This is a genomic window from Psychrosphaera sp. B3R10 (assembly GCF_018861025.1).
Taxonomy (GTDB): domain Bacteria; phylum Pseudomonadota; class Gammaproteobacteria; order Enterobacterales; family Alteromonadaceae; genus Psychrosphaera; species Psychrosphaera algicola.
In genome coordinates, this window is record NZ_JAHKQH010000044.1 from 28,366 (window position 1) to 46,235 (window position 17,870).

Here is a 17,870-nt window from a genome sequence, read left to right on the forward strand (position 1 = left end):
GTAAAAACATGCGAATTCTAATAATAATCATCGCGATGTTCACTTTAGCAAGTTGCGGTGAAAAACAAGGTAAGACTCGTCTAACATTAGGCCACACATTGGACACACGTCATGTTGTGCACCTTGCTATGGAATATATGGGGGAGCGCTTACAGCATTACTCTGATGGTCAAATGGAGCTGGTTATTTATCCCGGTGGTCAACTGGGCTCAGAACGAGAAATGATCGAGTTGCTGCAAATTGGCAGTTTGTCTATGACTAAAGTATCCGCCAGTCCGCTTGAAGGCTTCGTACCTGAAATGAAGCTATTCAGTATCCCTTATTTAATTCGCGATCGAGAGCATTTTTGGCGTGTTTTAGATGGCGAAATTGGCCAATCTTTATTAGATAAAACCGCCATAGCTAGACTTAAAGGTATGGGGTATTACGATGCTGGAAGTCGCAGTTTTTATACCTCTGACGCACCAATTCGCAAACCTGACGACCTCCTCGGTAAAAAAATTCGGGTTTTAAATAGCCCAACTGCTATGGCTATGGTCAAAGCGTTAGGTGGCGCTGCCGCGCCAATTGCCTGGGGTGAATTATATGCGGCACTGCAACAAGGCGTAGTTGACGGTGCTGAAAACAACCCACCGAGTTATTACTTGTCGCGCCACTATGAGATAGCAAAATATTACAGCTTAGATGAACATACTTTTGTGCCTGACATTATTTTAGCCAGCCTGCCAGTTTGGCAATCCTTATCGATGGAGCAACAAGGCTGGTTATCACAAGCGATGCGCGACTCTATTGAGTATCAAAAATCGTTATGGCAAAAAGCGTCAGATGACGCATTAGCCGCGGTAATAAAAGCAGGAGTGGAAGTGGTTTATCCAGATAAAGTGGCATTCCAACAAAAAGTTGCCCCGTTTCATGCCACGTTTGACAACAGTCCAGTTGCCGAACAAATCAAAAAAATTAAAAAGATGTAAGGCGCCGCTGATGAATTCTCTAATCTCAAAAATCAACTATGCACTTGAACGCCTGCTAATGTTAATGATGCTGGCTATTGTTGTCACTGTTAGCTGGCAAGTGTTCTCTCGTTTTATTCTGCAATCTCCGAGTTCTTTTACAGAAGAGCTCTCCCGTTACCTACTGATTTGGATAGGCATACTCGGCGCAGCTTACGCTTACAAAACCAAAGCGCATCTTGGACTCGACTTGTTTGTTGAAAAATTGCCAACACATATTAAAACCTACGCCCGACTATTGATCGAAGTGCTGGTCATTATTTTTGCCACCTGTGTCATGATCTACGGTGGTGTCAACTTGGTTGCATTAACGTTAGAACTCAAACAAACGTCAGCGGCCTTAGGGTTGCAAATGGGCTGGGTTTATTCCGTCATTCCTTTATCTGGTGTACTCATCACGCTATATGCCGTCACCAATCTTCACTCAATCATTAATGATAAGGAGAGTAAATAATGGACATTACAGCCCTAGTTTTACTGCTCGTATTTTTTACCATGTTGTTTTTTAATGTGCCTATTTCGATCTGTATTGGTTTAGCCACTTTGGTGTCGCTTTTAATGCACATCGACTTTACACCAGCGACGACAACCATCGCCCAACAAATGGCTGGGGGTATTGATAGTTTTGCATTATTGGCCATCCCATTTTTCATCTTATCAGGCTTAATCATGGGCCAGGGCGGTATTGCAAAAAGATTGATTGAATGTGCAATGGCGTTGATTGGGGCATTACCCGGTGGTCTCGCTTTAGTAAACGTTATGTCATGCATGATGTTTGGGGCAATTTCTGGTTCAGCTGTTGCAGCAACATCTGCAATTGGTAGCTTTATGGTCCCTGAAATGAAAAAACACGGATACGACGAAAACTTTGCCGCTGCCGTTACCGCCTCAGCAGCCACTACGGGAATGCTAATTCCACCAAGTAACATTCTTATCATCTATGCCATAGCAAGTGGTGGTGTGTCGATTGCAGCGTTATTTGTGGCCGGCTACGTCCCAGGCATACTTGTTGGTTTGGCTCTTATGACGGTATGTATGTTGTATGCCATCAAGAAAAAATACCCGGTGTCAGCGCGATTACCTTTAAACATTGTTGCGCAAAAAGTTTTTGCCGCGTTGCCGAGCTTATTATTAGTATTTATCGTAATCGGCGGCATCATTGCTGGTGTTTTTACAGCCACTGAAGCTGGTGCTGTTGCCGTATTATATGCCCTTGGGTTATCGGTATTTATTTACAAAGAAATTTCCACCCAATCGTTACCGGCTTTATTTCTAAAAGCCTGTGAAACAACAGCAATAGTTATGCTAATTATTGGTGCCTCATCTGCGATGTCGTGGTTATTGTCATATGCCCACATACCACAGGGTATAAGCGACTTCTTTCTGCAGTTTAGTGATAACCCAATCGTTATATTATTAATGATTAATTTGATCTTGATTTTAGTTGGTGCATTCATTGATATGACCCCTGCCGTGTTAATATTTACCCCGATATTTCTACCGGTGGCAGCAGAACTTGGCATGGGCCCTATACAATTTGGTATTATGATGGTATTAAACTTGTCAATTGGGTTGGTCTCACCACCCGTCGGCAGCGTCCTTTTTGTATCTTGTGCTGTAGCAAAAACATCAATTCATAAAATTATAAAGCCGATGATACCGCTTTATTTTGTGATGTTTATCGTCCTTATGTTAGTGACTTACGTCCCTGCTATAAGTGAAACGCTACCAAGAATGCTGGGACTACTTTAATTCTGAAACTAATACTGAAATGTAGGTTTGCCAATTAGTCATAATTGGCAAATTCAAATTGGAATAAAAAATGGAAAGCAAAACCAACGTTACAATTAATGATGTCGCACGAATCGCTGGTGTGTCTAAACGAACAGTGTCCCGTGTTATCAATGGTTCGCCTATGGTCGGAAAAGCCACTCGTGAGCGTGTTGAAGAAATCATTAAAGAAGTTAAGTTTCAGCCAGACAAACAAGCCCGCGGTTTAGCCTCAAATCGTTCCTATTTATTGGGACTCATATACGATAACCCAGATGCCCTTTACATCGACCAAGTTCAGCGTGGTGCGTTAGATATATGTTCATCTCTTGGCTTTGAGCTCGTTGTTCATCCTTGTCAGTGGCAAAGTGAAGACTTTATTGACGATTGTCTCAATTTCATAGGTCGCTCTCGAGTAGATGGTGTCATTATCATTCCTCCTGTTTCGGAAAGTGACTTATTGGCGCAAACGTTCAAGTCAATTAAGTTGCCTTATATCCGTATTGCGTCAACTGACTTAGAAGATAGCGACAACATAGTCATCACTGATGACCGAGCTGCGATGACAGATATTGCCGATCATTTGGTCGACCTTGGCCATAGCAATATTGCAATGATCACCGGTCCCATGACCTTTTGTTCATCACAGGAACGTTTTGAAGGATTTCGAAACGCCCTGCAAAAACGAAATATTGAATTACCACAAAGCCACATACTTGAAGGTGAAAACTCTTACGAAAGCGGTATTGAATGTGCAACGGCATTATTGAAACAAGATCCACGCCCGACTGCTATTTTTGCCAACAATGATGAAATGGCTGCCGGTGCCGTTCGAGCATCAACAGATCTTGGGCTAAAGATCCCTAACGATCTATCTATTGCTGGATTCGATGACAACATAATTGCATCTCGGATCATTCCATCTTTGACCACTATTCGTCGTCCAGTAGAAAAAATTGCGAGCCTTGCCACCAAAAAACTAATCCAATCGATTTCGCCGGATCAAAGTGTAGAAAAGGAAAAAATAGTGGTGAAGCCATACCTAATAACTCGGGAGTCAACCAAACAATGTCCAACCTAACGCAACTTATTCTTTTACCTTTACTACTTATTACTTTCATCACAAGCTGTGCCTTTGCCAATCAAGCGCAGCTAACACCATCCCCATCTGAACCATCAAAAAAACCAGCGATTCAAGCCATCAATATCTTTATGGCTGGTGACTCTACAATGTCTATAAAAGACCCCAAAGACTACCCCGAAACTGGATGGGGCGTGCCATTTGCAACTTTTTTTGGTCCGGGTATTAACACAGTTAACTTAGCTAAGAATGGTCGCAGTACACGTACCTTTATCACTGAAGGTTTATGGCAAAACATTGAAGATAATTTGTCGCCTGGTGATTATGTTTTTATTCAGTTTGGTCACAACGACCAATCAACGCATAAAACAGACCGCTACACGACACCAGCACAGTACGAAGCCAACATTCGCAATATGATCCAAATCACTCAACAAAAAGGCGGAAACGTCATCTTGATGACCCCAATAACCCGTCGTCACTTTGATGACAAAAATATCCTGAAGTTAACCCATCCATACGCGAAAATTGTGAGAGAGATTGCCGAGGATACCGATGTGACTTTTGTTGACATGGAATCATTGACTCGTCAGCATTTTCAGTCTCAAGGTAAAACCCTTTCCGCTCTTAGGTTTATGCATATAAAACCCAATCTGCACCCCAATTACCCAAATGGCATTACCGATAATACCCACTTAAATCAGCTAGGCGCACGGGAAGTTGCACAACTACTGTTAACCAATCTACGGGCAATTAATCACCCTTTAATACAACAATTACGAACACCAGACCCGAAACATTTGAAGTATCATTACAAAGGTTTATAAGGCATACCCATGAAAAATAATAATAATAAAATATCTTTATTTTCATTAATAAAGTTGGCATTTATCGGGTTAATGACGAGTACCACACTGAATGCAAAAATACTCGATTTTGGCCCAAATGTACTGACCGCTGATCCATCTGGACACGTATGGAAAGACGGCAGAATGTACGTCTATGTCAGCCACGACCTTGAATGCCAAGAAGACTTTCATATGAAAGATTGGTTGGTTTATTCCTCTGACGATCTAAAGCAATGGACCAATCACGGACCGTTTATGTCCCTTGACGATTTTAGTTGGGCCGACAATTACGCCTGGGCCCCCGATGCGGCATATAAAAATGGTAAATATTACGCCGTTCTGCCTGTTGGCACCGGTTTTAAAGATCGCATAAACCCAGAAAAAAGCACCAAATGGATGGGTCTAGGTATGGCGGTAAGTGATTCCCCGACCGGTCCATTTAAAGATGCCATAGGTAAACCGCTTTGGACCAAACCTTATACCAATGATCCAAGTTTATTTATCGACGATGACGGACAGGCTTACCTGTATTTCCACGCGAAAGGATATGATTATCATGTGGTCAAAATGAATGATGACTTGTTAAGCGTTGACGGTGAATTTATCAAAATGGATATGGGCGGTTATACACCAAAAATGGAAGGTCCGTGGGTATTTAAGCGCGGGGATAATTATTACTTCACAATGCCGGAGAATAACCGAGTACTTACTTATTATATGGCAAAATCACCTACCGGCCCTTGGGAATATAAAGGTACCTTTATGGACCAAGAACATAATGCCAATAATCACCATTCAATTGTGCAGTTTAAAGGTCAATGGGTGTTGTTTTATCACCGATGGATAAATGTCCCTGGTAGCTCGTGTCATAAACGACAACGAGTGACTGCGATGGAGCCGATAACATTTAATGCAGACGGTACGATTAACAAAGTACAGCGCACTGATTAACAAAGTCTGTCATCAACGGCTAGGCACTCGACTTAACAGCGCAGTGCCTAAGCGATTTTCAAAGACACTTATTGTCGTTCACATAGTCCGGCCAAGGCTGTAACCAATACTCCTGCTTATTAAGCGGTACCCAGTCTGGTAAGTATGGATTACATAGAAAAAGCGAAGTCCGGTTGTTCAAATCGAGTATATCTAGTGCCGTTTTAGCCGTTTGGTTGTTTTCAAAAAATTGTCTAAATTGGCCGGATTCAAACAATATATTTAGCCCAAATGCCAATCGTTCTTTTAGTTTTTCATTCGCTTTATTAACATAAAATACGCTCAAACTAGGATAAATTAAGACCAAGCCCGCCTCTAATTGCACAGGTTTATCGATATATTTATTTAGCTCAGTGACCGTTTCCAACGCCCCTCGTGGGAAATAATCAAAACGATTGTATGTCAACATATCGATAATTGTACTAATACTTCCTGCTTCGACAACAGGCAATTTATTGTATTGCAATATTGAGCTATCGGCCCATCCATCGCCCTGTCCAGCGGTGAACCTTGATAATTGCTGTAAATCTTTTATACCTTCAAACTTTGATTGATTACCTTTCTTAATTAGCAACAATCGATACCCGCGCAGGCCATACGAGATAGGAATAGGAACCGCTTCGAAACGCTTATCCCTTTCCTGAGTAACGGTAAATGACCCTACATGTAACTCTTCACCTTGTTCGAGTAAATGTTCAATGCGTTTCAAAGATAATGCATTGTTGACCAATTCTAACTCACAGGGGCCGTAACGAGCTTCGGACACTTCTAATACTTTATGTAAAAGTTGGTATGCGTAATCCAATTCACCTTGCTTGGTATCCATTTTGGGTGGAAAGTAGAGTTTTACTTTTTTACTACGCAGATCCAGTTCACACGCTAAGCCATTAAAACTGGCACATGCGAGCAATATTACAAGAGCAAAAATACCTAATCGAAACAAGCGCATCTCCCGTTGTAACATTTGAAAACGTCTATCATACAACCTTAACCTTTGATTTATAAAGAATAATACAACTCTATTTAATGAGCGCGGTACTATACCATTTTTTGTATTTAATTAGTCAAATCCAAACAGCATAAAATGAGAGGGTCAATCTAAAGATGTAATTCCCTCCATAAACGTAATTGGGTGCAATTATCACATTGCTGTCTCGTCCCTAATTGTCGCTAAAAAACCATAAAATATGCTCGGTGGTATTTCATAAAGCCTAGTTGAATTGTGGGAAATTGGAAATTTGGTGGGCAATTGTCCCTCGTTAGGAACTTATTATGTCGCTAGAAACGAAGTAATTTGCTTAGATACCGCTGTTAAGTAGGGGTCGAATAACCAAAATGTGTGGATAATTTTTGGATACTCGATTAACTGAAAAACGCCATTATGCGTTTCAATCTTGCCTTTAATTACTTCACGGCCAGCAGTAAATCTGTGTTGACCACTGCTGATGACGAGTAACTTTGGGCTTTTATCAGAGACGTATTCGACGGGGGATACTTCGAGCCATTTATTCATTCGCTTGGCATATTCACCGCCTAACCACATTGAAAGAGCGGACTTGTGTCCTTTTTTATCTTCGTATTTAAGTGCAAGTTCCGTTGTCGTTGAAAGTAAACCATCCAAGCTAATAACTGCGTTAACCTCATATGGGCTGGAAGTTTTACTGTTAATATTGTCGTGATTAGTTTTAAAACCAACTAAAGCCGCTAAATGCCCGCCTGAAGACCCCCCTCCAATCGTGACTGTTTGCGTATTAATGCCTAACAGTTCTTTATTATTGACCAACCAGTCCATAGCAACTTTTATGTCATCAGTTGCTGCTGGGTAAGGCGCTTCGATGGATAACCGATATTCAGGCGTGGCAACGTCAAAACCTTGTTGTGCTAATAGCGTCGCCAGTGGATGAAAGTGAGATTTATTACCCGCTCGCCAGCCACCGCCATGGATCAGCACAATAAGTCCTTTTTCTGGTAGCGTAGTTACACGGTGGAAGAGGTCGAGATGCAATTCGCGGTCATCAACAACAGCATATCTTAAATTAAATTGTACGCGCTGCTTTGCGGCGAACTCGATGACAGGCAAGGAAATTGATGGGTCCAATTTTTTATATTTTTCAAACCGCTTTGAAACCGTATAACCATCATCAATTGCAATAGTAGCCCCAAACGAACTAGCTTGAAACATCGATATTGTCAGTAAGAACGCCAATAAAAAAGCCCAGGGAGACCTGGACTTCTTTATGCTTATTTTTGTGCCGTATATCGTTATTGGATTGATAACGTTATTAGTCATTATCGCCAGTTTATTTTAATAATTCATACATCGCTAACGACGCTAACATAAACGGTACTGTTCCTTTTGGATCGTTTTTGGCAACTGGCTCATTCATATAATATTGATAACTGCCATCGCGACCAAAACCAAGTCCAGCAACATAACAAATATTTGTTAAACTTATTTCGCCATTGTCATGGACTAAAATAAACTCATTTGTTAACCCTTCATAGGCAAGTTTTGTCATCGGTAGATATTGATTACTGATGATGTTTTTATCAATTGCCTTGGCTAAAAAATACGTAAACATGGCCGATGCACTCGACTCTCGATAGTTACCAACTTGCCCAGGTTTATCGATAACTTGCCACCACGTACCTGTTGCGTCTTGATTTGATTTTAAGGTTTTTGCTAAATCGTTAGAAATTGCAACTAGAGGAGCGCGCAATTCGGTTTCAGACTCATCAATCAATTCAAGTACGTCGACTAGAGCCATTGCTAACCATCCCATACCTCGAGCCCAGAATTCAGGAGACAATCCAGTGTTTTTGTCTGCCCAGTCTTGCTGCTTTTGTTCGTCCCAGGCATGGTAATAATTACCTGTATTAGCGTCGCGGAGATATTTATAGGTTAACGTAAACTCTTTAATGACTTCATCTAAACTGTGACCATCTTCAAACATGTTTGAATATTCCGCTAAAAATGGCATGCCCATATAAACGCCATCTAACCAAAGTTGAGAAGTGTATTTTTTCTTGTGCCAAAAAGCCCCTTCAACTGTTTTAGGATGTTCAACTAATTGTTGACGAATTAACGCCGCGGCCTTTTTATACTTTTCGTCTTTAGTGAGTTGGTACAACTTCAAGACAGCACGCCCAGGGGCGACGGCATCGATATTGTAGTTTGATATTTTATAGCGTTTTATGCCACCATCGGCGTCGATAAATGAGCCTGTAATGCGATGTAGCGCTTGTTGATACTTTTTATCACCTGTTATTTCCGTGATTTTATTTAAGGTATGCGGGTATAAACCAACAATATCGTATTCAAATTTAGGTAAACGTCGTCGGTTAACATCCCAACCGTCATATTCATAAGTATATGATTTACGGTTAAGTTCACTATCGGCCAGTTTTTTCGCCCATGATAGAGCAACTTCGGCATCGATAGGTGATTGTTTTGCCGTATCACTTAATTTTGTTTTTAGTCTAATTCGTGGTTTAACGGTTAGACGTTCCGCCTGTTGCTTTAAATAAACTTCAAACGCTTGCTTTGTTGCGATGCCACTTTCAGGTTGCCATAACGCTGCAAACGAATAATCAAGTTGTTGCGTATTTTTATTATATGGAATCGAATTTCCTTTGGGAGTCAAAATCGCAAGGTAATTGTGCTTATCTGTCGTAACCTCTTTCAACATTTCTTTACGGAAAAATACCGCCATGCCCAAGTTACTGCCATCGAGCGACTGCGGTCCCCAACTTGCAATATAGGTATATGCTTTGCCTGTGATATCCATATCACCTGTAATGAGTTCTGTATTTTTATGCTTAACGATGCCCGCGGCCATTGTCGCAATTGGAGTTTCAAAATTTAACGTAACGTTGGCTAAGTGACTGCCGGCAGACATAGAAATATTTGCCGCTAAGTCTTGCTTGCCAACGGCACTTTGCCATCCACCATAATTTATCGTAAATGCAGAATAAACATCGCCATTAGCATCGATAGTCACGCCGCGGGTATCCGCTTTAGTAATGCGCTCAACGCTATTATCGTGCCATAAGCCAAAACCACCACTACCTAAAGAATCTCCCACTTTCAGGATGTCCATGCCCCAACTTTGTTTCTCATGGTAAGAGTCGTAGCCATCTAAACCAACATTTTGTAATATCGGTTGTTCTGTTAATTTGCCAAAAATGTCAAAGCCATTACGCCAATCGAGATAAACCCGATAACCTACTTTATCAGACTCAATACCTGGGCCCTCATAGCGCAACCAAAATGAATGATCATTATAGCTTGGTGGCAAGGTTACCGAATCCACATTGACAAAATCACCACCAACGTATTCTTGGTATTTACTATTTGGATAACGAGAATGAGGCTGCCATTTGCCCCCCTCTTTTTGAGAGATTTCAGCTTGAGTACGTTTATTTTGAGCAGTTATGTGCGGATTGCTCGTAACAAAAGCGTCAAGCTGAAATGTTTCGCGACTTGCCATTGATGTTAAAACAACAACACCATCTAAGCTTCCGTCAAAATCAGAATCGATCGCCTGAGTATTTAAAACTTGGTCATTTCGTTTAAAAACCAAAGCCTTATTAAATTTGGCAGGCAATCCCAAATCGTAATAACTAAAATAAATTGACTCATCAGGACGGTCGAATGTTGAAGGGTTATGTACTTCTGCGGTCGCCACTTTAGAGTCATCATGTTTTTCGGAATTTTCCATAGTTGAATTTCCGCTACACCCCATTAACAATGTGAGTGTTGAAATACCCATAAGCGACATTTTGCTTCTTTTTTCTAATGTCATATCATTCACTTCCTAACCAGCAACTTTATTGATTATTATAATTTGTATGCTTTTTTAACTAAGCCGTAAGTCAGTTCGTAAGCTAACTTATGGGCAACGTCGATTGTGATCTGGTGATTAGTTACCAGCTCAGCTAAATAACGACAATCCACTCTGCGAGCCACATCATGGCGAGCTGGAATAGACAAAAACGCGCGCGTGTCATCATTAAAACCAACCGTATTGTAAAAACCTGCTGTTTCAGTCACTTGTTGACGAAAACGTAACATACCAGCCGGACTGTCATGGAACCACCAGGCTGGACCTAATTTTAAGCTTGGGTAATGACCTGCCAATGGCGCAAGTTCCCGACTATAAGTCGTTTCATCGAGGGTAAATAAAATTATATTCAGCTCTGGATTATTGCCAAATTTTGTTAACAAAGGCTTTAATGCGTTCACATATTCCGTTTGGCTAGGGATATCAGCACCTTTGTCTCGACCATAGCGGTCAAATAACTGTTGATTGTGATTGCGATGGGCACCCGGATGAATTTGCATAACAAGCCCATCTTCAATACTCATTCCGGCAAGTTCCGTTAAACATTGAGCTCGGAATAACTCCTGTTCACCTTCATCCGCCTCCCCCGCGAGGGTTTTATCAAGCAATGCCTGACATTCACTTGCAGATAAATTGGCAGTGAGGGCTGTTGGATGGCCATGATCTGTCGCCGTAGCACGCCCATGTTCTTTAAAATAGGCACGACGTTTACGAATAGCCGCTAAGTAACCCGTCCATAGTGTTGTGTCTTCACCCGTCATTTCAGCAAGTCGTTGGACGTTTTGTTTAAAGTCTTCGCGACTCGCATCTACGACGTCGTCAGGACGAAAAGACGTAATCACGCGGCTTTCAAACGCTGTACCTTTTAGCGCAACGTGGTGTGGCAATTGATCTAATGCCCCCTCAGTCGTCGCAATAAGTTCGATATTAAATCGGTCCATTAGCGCCAACGGCGTAAATTCAGGTGTCGCTAATTGTTTGTTAATTTCGTCATAATATTCAAGTGCATTGTCGCTACACAGCTTTTCGGTAAAACCAAATACATTAGCGAACGTATCATCTAACCAATAGCCCGACGGCGTGCCTGCAAACAAATGCATATTGTCCGCTAATAATTGCCAGGTTGCTTTTGGATCAACATGTCGAGATGCATCTAAATCACCTTTTTCACCCTGTTGCGGGATACCAAGGGATTCTAAACTGACCCCTTGGCTAAACAACATGCGAAAAACATAGTGATCGGGACGGATCAACAAGTCTGTTGCGTTCTCAAAATTGCTATTTTGAGCAAACCATTTGGGGTCCGTATGACCATGTGGGCTGATGATAGGCAGATCTTTTATTGCTGTATAAAGCTCTCTTGCAACAGCAATGACCTTGTCATCACTCGAAAACAATCTATCAGGGTGCAATGTTAATTTTTGGCGTTGGTTACTCATTCATTTATCCTGTACTGCCTATCCCAATCGGGAATTAGCTGACGTTTAATAACGTAGCTTGGTTAACTATTTGGCCATTAATCTTGACGTTGTCTAATGTAAAATTATCAATATTTCGGACAACGGAAGATTTTTTAGCATTGTTAAATTCACAATTTTTAAGATGAAAATCGGTTATGGGCTTGCGCTCAAACCCTTGTAAATTAAGCGGTTGATTTAGAATTTCGCCGCATTTAAGATTTTCAATTACAACATCACGCACGGTTGGGTCGAAAGAACCCGCATCGCCTTCTTCATAATAAAAGTTAACAACAATGGCGTTTTTAACTTTGCCTACATTGATATTGCGATATCTAAGGTGTTCGATAACACCGCCGCGAATGGAGTTTGTTTTAATGCGGATTGCGCGTTCAAGGTGTGGACTGTCCATTTGGCAGTCTTCAACAAAAACATTGTTTACCCCGCCGGAAATCTCACTACCGATGACAACTCCGCCATGCCCTTCTTTCATCAAACAATTACGTACTACGATATTTTGACTCGGTACGCCAATTCTGCGCCCGTCAGCATTTCGCCCCGATTTAATCGCAATACAGTCATCACCGGTATCAAACAAGCAATCTTCAATTACAACGTGATCGCATGATTCTGGGTCACAGCCGTCTGAGTTAGGGCCGTGGCTGAAAAAGTTAACGCCCCGTACTGTCACGTTTTGACACAAGACAGGGTTAACCAACCAAAATGGCGAGTTGGTAATCGTGACATCTTCAATAAGAATATTTTGGCATAAATAAGGTTGGATAAATGGTGGCCTTAGAAATGCGCCATCCGCGTACAATCTTTGAGATACCGGCACGCCAGCCTCTACATCAGCCATTAATTTCATCCGTGCAGGTTTTTGATCTTCACCTGCAATTAGATCCCAATGTCCTTCTTTATGAGGCCCTTTCCACGGCCACCACGTTGAATTATTGCCACCACCATTTAGTGTGCCTTTCCCTGTAATCGCGATGTTTGTTTGCTGATAAGCATAAATTAGTGGCGAATACCCCATCAACTCCATACCTTCCCAACGTGTAATAACGGCCGGTAAGTAACGCTTAGGATCGGTAACAAAATTTACTACTGCCCCTTTTTGTAAATGCAGCTCTACGTTAGATAACAGATGGATAGGGCCAGTTATATATTGCCCACTGACAACATCAACCCGTCCGCCACCGGCCTTGTGACACGCCTGTATCGCGCGGTGAAATGAAAGTTCGTCATCTAAATCACTTGCCAACTTATAATCAGCAAGTTTAAAAATTTGATCGCTAAACTTAGGCACTACGGCATTGGCGCGTATTTCCGCCGCTTTTAACCAATCATCCTGTGATTGCTGTGGCTTAAATAACCAAGATGCAAGCGCTTGGTTAGTGGCTAGGGCCGAAAAAACCGATGTGGCGGCTGCAGCTTTAATCAAATTACGGCGCTTTAACCCTGAAGATGAAATTTTTGTCATTCAAAAAATGCTCCTAAAATTAGACAAAAGAGAGCTTTATATAATTATTTAAACTAACCGTATTGTTTAAATTTTCCTACCGAGCAACCTAAATTAGTCATGTATTATTGAGCAATTACAAACATATACATGCCAATTTGTTGAACGATTTACTCACTGTGCATTGATTTATTTTGCCACCGGTGGCAACAACTGTCAATATTGGCAAGAAATGGGGTATGGTGTCAAACCCTACTTTCAAACATTTTAGTTTCCTTTATCTAAAAAACATCCTAAATAATTGTATTTATTGAAAATATTTATTTACATTAATTTTTCTTAGATCGTAATATGCAATAAATCATTAAATTTCAAACAAAAAAAATATATGAACATTTTTTAAACTAGACTATTGACAAGCACTAAAAAATTAAGCTTAAATGAATCTTGTGCCACCGGTGGCATTTTAAAAAATAGAATATTGAAACCGGAGATACATTAAAATCAGAATAAACATGAAGCGTATAAAAACAGCACAAACAATTTAGAAATTTAGCTTAACAATAATTATAAAAACACGAGGAGACCATCGTGAAGTCAAATTACAAACTCAACAGGTTAATGACATCAATGATACTGGCAGGAGGCTTAACAACTTCACTCACTGCTATCGCCGCAGATGAGTCAGATGCAGAAACAAACAAGTCAGACGTCGAAGTTATCGAAGTTAAAGGCTTTAGAGGCTCTTTGTCCCGCGCCCTTTTTGAGAAACGCGAAACAATAAACTCTAAAGAAACCATCATGAGTGAAGATTTGGGTAAATTCCCAGATTTAAACCTTACTGAGTCTTTGCAGCGTGTAACAGGTGTTGCAATATCCCGTGAAGGTGGTGAAGGCCGTGCAATCACTTTACGTGGCCTAAGCCCGTCATTTACTCGCACTACCTTAAACGGAATGGAAGTACCGTCTAGTACTGATGGTACGGACTCCGGCGGCGGTGTAAACAACGGTCGCGGGTTTGACTTCAACGTATTTGCTTCAGAATTATTTAATCGAATCGACATTCAAAAGGCCCCAACAGCCGGAATGGAAGAAGGCGGTATAGCGGGTACTGTAGACCTATATTCAGCAAAACCGTTTGATAATCCTGGTTTTAAAGTTATGGCGTCTGGCCAAGCGGGTTACAACGACGTAACGGGCGAAGCTGACCCCCGTTTAGCCTTTATGATCAGCAATACTTTTGCAGACGATACGGTCGGCGTATTATTCTCTCTAGCGCAATCAACTCGAACCGTGCGTCAAGAAGGTTACGGTACTGTACGTTGGACAACTCCAGTAAAAGATGGCAATCGTTCATATGTTGATCCTGACAATATAGTCATGACCGGTGCAACACCTGCGGCCTGTGCCGATGGTGATGGCAACGCAACACATCCGGTCAACTGTCTTTGGACACCACGCCTGCCTCGTCCTGACTTTTTTGGTAATGTTCAAGACCGTTTAGGTATTACCGGTTCGATTCAATGGCGTCCAACTGACGACATCGAGATTACGTTTGATACCTTACAGTCGACGTTAGACAATGAACGTACTATGTACAACTTCTTTGAACAGTTCCGCAGTACATTTGACCAAATTACACCAACAGCAATCAAAGTGCATGAAAATGGCAAGCAAGTCGTTGCCGGTACTTACGAAGGTATTCATTCAAGAATTGAAAGTAGACAACAGCTATCAACGACTGAGTTCAGCCAATATGTGTTATCTGGTAAGTACAATATTTCAGATGCGTTAACACTTAATGCAATGGTTGGTACGGCTAAGTCTGACGCACGTTCTGAGCAATATCGTTACAATATGACAAGCTTAGACTCACACACGTATAGTTTCGACTTTAGCGATAACGCCAATGCGCCAAAAACGTCTTTTGGTTATGACGTAAACGACGATAGTAAATACAATCTGACTGACGGTCGTCTAAGAGCGGGCGATACATTGCGTGAAAACGATACGATGAAACTCGACCTAACTTATGAAATGGACGATTTCACTATTGTTTCGGGTATCGCAATGAATGACCGCGTGATTGACTACTATGAGACTGAAATTAAAAACTTCGACGATCAAGCCTCAGCGGATGGCTTTAGTACACCTTTCCCATATTCAGACTTTGGTAAAGGATTTGATGGTCCTTTAGACGCCTTTATTGTAGCTGATTTCTCGAAAATTCAGACTCAACTGTTAGATACCATGAATAATGGTGCGGGCATTCAATGGGATGTTCGAATTGGTTCAAGCTGGCAAGTTCAAGAAGAAACGACAGCAGCTTATGTAGAAGCGAATTCTGAATTTGAAGTTGGCGATATGATTTTACGCGCTAATGTTGGTGGTCGTTTTGTTGAAACAACAACAACGGCAACTGGTTATGTACCAACAGCTGCAGGCGTAGATACTATTACAATTTCAGAAAGTTATAACAACTTCTTACCGGCATTAAACTTAGCGCTAGATGCGACAGATGAGTTAGTTGTTCGCTTTAACTTATCTCAGTCGATGACACGTCCTAGCCTAGGGTCACTAAACCCTGGTAACCCAAGTTTTGACTACATCAACGGGACAGTAAGTACGGGTAACCCAGGTCTTGACCCATTTACATCGAACAACATGGACTTAGGTTTTGAATGGTATTTTGCTGAAGAAGCGTTAATTGCAGCAACGTATTTTTCTAAAGAACTTGATGGCTTTATTGAAAGTAAAACAGAAGAAAAACTTGTAGATCCAGCATACTACGACTTTATTAATTCTGATGACCAATACGAAGCTGGAATTTCACAAAATCCGTTCACAACGCCTTATATTCATAGTATCCCGTTTAACAAAGGCACAAATGAAGTCACTGGTTTTGAGATTGCATACCAACAGCCTTTATCGTTTTTACCTGCACCATTTAATGGCCTAGGTATCTTAGCGAACTATACGTCTGTTGATGCTGAGCTAATTGAGGGTATGTCTAAAAACTCTTACAACTTTACCTTGTACTATGAGCAAGAAAGTTACGGAGCACGTGTTTCTATGAACAAACGTGATGACTACATTACTGACTTCACGGGCAGCAATGGTAACCTTGAACATGGCACAACTGGACCGACACACGTAGATGTTTCTGCATTCTACAACTTCAATGAAAACCTAACGTTTACATTAGAAGTGCTGAACTTAACAGACGAATACGAACGTTTGTATACAACGGGTGACGGTACTCTTGACCTAATGCGTGAGTATAATCATACGGGTACAACGTACTTCTTTGGCGCACGTTACGTGATGTAACTCGCAAAACGATCTCCCTTTAAAAGGCCGCTTTTATAGCGGCTTTTTTATTGGATGAAATTTGGTGCCACAAACTAAGTGCTGAGAATTTTAAAGTTCGAAATAAAATGTCAACGAACAGGGGAAGTTTAGGAAAATGACAAGGACTTTGAATTTGGGTTAAGCCCCATTTTTTTATGCCGTTCTTTAAGCTTTCAATGCACACCTTAAATGGTGTGCAAGTTTGGATAATATTTTGCTCTATAGTTATTCTGTCGTTTCAACATCACCTTCGACTTCACTTTCAACAGTCGTTTCCGCTACGATTTCTGCATTTTTTCTGTTGTTTCTCTCTTCTCTCCTACTCTTTTTACGTTCGTTTTTATCAGTTACTATTTTAATTGCTTCATCCTTCGATAAGCTGGGATGCTTTGCCAGTAACGCTTCTACTCTTTCATCAAACTTTGCCATTGGTAAACCTCGTTGTTTCATTCATATATCGAAAATACTTAATCTTTAGTCATTATCGGTGAACATGTAGGGCCCATGCAACCGTTCGATTGAGATACATGGGTTACTTTACACTAATTTAATGTTTTAGAGAGTTAATGTCGTAACCCAATGGTTTGTATTTAATGATCAGTTCAAACGACAACTCGATGCTTTGAACACGAGAGGATCGGCAGGACCTGCCCACCCAGAAGGTTTTGGAATATCTTTTCTTTCAAAGGTAACTTTGCAATCAGCGCCAAAATAGATGCTATAGTTTTCAAAGTCTACGGTTTTGAGCGTCGACATTACTTTTTCATGTTGTTTGATAAATTTTATCATTACATCAAAGTCTTTCATGTTTTGATATTTTGGTGCTAAGGCTGAAAATGAATATTGTGAAAACAATAAAACCATTAATGTCAGTATGAGTTTTGTCATCGTTACCTCTGTGAGTTTAGATTAACGCCCAACTCGGCTAAAAAGGGATAGTTCTTTGCATAATAAAATTAGCGGTAATGTAAAAATAAACTACATTCGATTTTAGTAGCTCGATATCTTAACCAGAGAAAAATACTCTGTTTGAAGACCCCTTATATTTTTACCAAAG

14 protein-coding genes are annotated in these 17,870 nt (G+C 41.0%); 7 read left to right on the forward strand and 7 right to left on the reverse strand.

All coding sequences use genetic code 11. The features are described from left to right. Positions 1 to 8 precede the first annotated feature (8 nt). The 6 genes from KO525_RS16880 to KO525_RS16905 all read left to right on the forward strand — a co-directional run bounded on the left by KO525_RS16880 (position 9) and on the right by KO525_RS16905 (position 5,660). Positions 9 to 971, forward strand: a complete 963-nt coding sequence (locus tag KO525_RS16880; RefSeq protein WP_215965013.1) for a TRAP transporter substrate-binding protein — start codon at positions 9 to 11, stop codon at positions 969 to 971. A 10-nt stretch (positions 972 to 981) separates the two neighbouring features. Beyond that, on the forward strand, positions 982 to 1,464 hold the full coding sequence (locus KO525_RS16885) for a TRAP transporter small permease (protein ID WP_215965014.1): 483 nt from the start codon (positions 982 to 984) through the stop codon (positions 1,462 to 1,464). Then, a complete protein-coding gene (locus KO525_RS16890; RefSeq protein ID WP_215965015.1) occupies positions 1,464 to 2,762 on the forward strand; it encodes a TRAP transporter large permease in 1,299 nt (432 codons plus the stop codon). The genes KO525_RS16885 and KO525_RS16890 overlap by 1 nt, the downstream gene beginning before the upstream one ends. Before the next feature lie 70 nt (positions 2,763 to 2,832). Next, positions 2,833 to 3,861 (forward strand): LacI family DNA-binding transcriptional regulator, encoded by a 1,029-nt coding sequence (locus KO525_RS16895; protein WP_215965016.1) that lies wholly within the window; start codon positions 2,833 to 2,835, stop codon positions 3,859 to 3,861. Further along, positions 3,849 to 4,688 (forward strand): rhamnogalacturonan acetylesterase, encoded by an 840-nt coding sequence (locus KO525_RS16900; RefSeq protein WP_215965017.1) that lies wholly within the window; start codon positions 3,849 to 3,851, stop codon positions 4,686 to 4,688. The genes KO525_RS16895 and KO525_RS16900 overlap by 13 nt, the downstream gene beginning before the upstream one ends. Before the next feature lie 9 nt (positions 4,689 to 4,697). Next, positions 4,698 to 5,660, forward strand: coding sequence for a family 43 glycosylhydrolase (locus tag KO525_RS16905; RefSeq protein WP_252736650.1), 963 nt, complete (start codon positions 4,698 to 4,700; stop codon positions 5,658 to 5,660). Positions 5,661 to 5,718: 58 nt separating this feature from the next. On the opposite strand, the gene KO525_RS16910 is transcribed toward KO525_RS16905, so the two are convergent. The 5 genes from KO525_RS16910 to KO525_RS16930 all read right to left on the reverse strand — a co-directional run bounded on the left by KO525_RS16910 (position 5,719) and on the right by KO525_RS16930 (position 13,483). Continuing rightward, complete coding sequence (locus tag KO525_RS16910) at positions 5,719 to 6,663, reverse strand: transporter substrate-binding domain-containing protein (protein ID WP_215965018.1); 945 nt, start codon at positions 6,661 to 6,663, stop codon at positions 5,719 to 5,721. Between the two features lie 306 nt (positions 6,664 to 6,969). After that, positions 6,970 to 7,881: an alpha/beta hydrolase gene (locus tag KO525_RS16915; protein WP_215965019.1), complete on the reverse strand. Its 912-nt coding sequence runs from the start codon at positions 7,879 to 7,881 to the stop codon at positions 6,970 to 6,972. Between the two features lie 118 nt (positions 7,882 to 7,999). Next, the gene (locus KO525_RS16920; protein WP_215965020.1) at positions 8,000 to 10,504 is read right to left on the reverse strand and encodes a glycoside hydrolase family 88 protein; all 2,505 of its coding nucleotides are present in this window, start codon (positions 10,502 to 10,504) and stop codon (positions 8,000 to 8,002) included. Positions 10,505 to 10,539: 35 nt separating this feature from the next. Beyond that, the gene (uxaC, locus tag KO525_RS16925; protein WP_215965021.1) at positions 10,540 to 11,982 is read right to left on the reverse strand and encodes a glucuronate isomerase; all 1,443 of its coding nucleotides are present in this window, start codon (positions 11,980 to 11,982) and stop codon (positions 10,540 to 10,542) included. A gap of 34 nt (positions 11,983 to 12,016) precedes the next feature. Continuing rightward, positions 12,017 to 13,483 (reverse strand): glycoside hydrolase family 28 protein, encoded by a 1,467-nt coding sequence (locus KO525_RS16930; protein WP_215965022.1) that lies wholly within the window; start codon positions 13,481 to 13,483, stop codon positions 12,017 to 12,019. 600 nt (positions 13,484 to 14,083) lie between these two features. Here KO525_RS16930 and KO525_RS16935 point away from each other — a divergent pair. Further along, entirely contained in the window at positions 14,084 to 16,792 is a 2,709-nt protein-coding gene (locus KO525_RS16935) for a TonB-dependent receptor (RefSeq protein ID WP_215965156.1), read from the forward strand. 246 nt (positions 16,793 to 17,038) lie between these two features. Here KO525_RS16935 and KO525_RS16940 read toward each other — a convergent pair whose 3' ends face one another. Both KO525_RS16940 and KO525_RS16945 read right to left on the reverse strand, forming a co-directional pair. Continuing rightward, complete coding sequence (locus KO525_RS16940) at positions 17,039 to 17,242, reverse strand: hypothetical protein (RefSeq protein WP_215965023.1); 204 nt, start codon at positions 17,240 to 17,242, stop codon at positions 17,039 to 17,041. A gap of 168 nt (positions 17,243 to 17,410) precedes the next feature. Beyond that, positions 17,411 to 17,701 carry a hypothetical protein gene (locus KO525_RS16945; protein WP_215965024.1) on the reverse strand — a complete coding sequence of 97 codons (291 nt, stop codon included), beginning with the start codon at positions 17,699 to 17,701 and terminating at the stop codon, positions 17,411 to 17,413. Positions 17,702 to 17,870 lie beyond the last annotated feature (169 nt).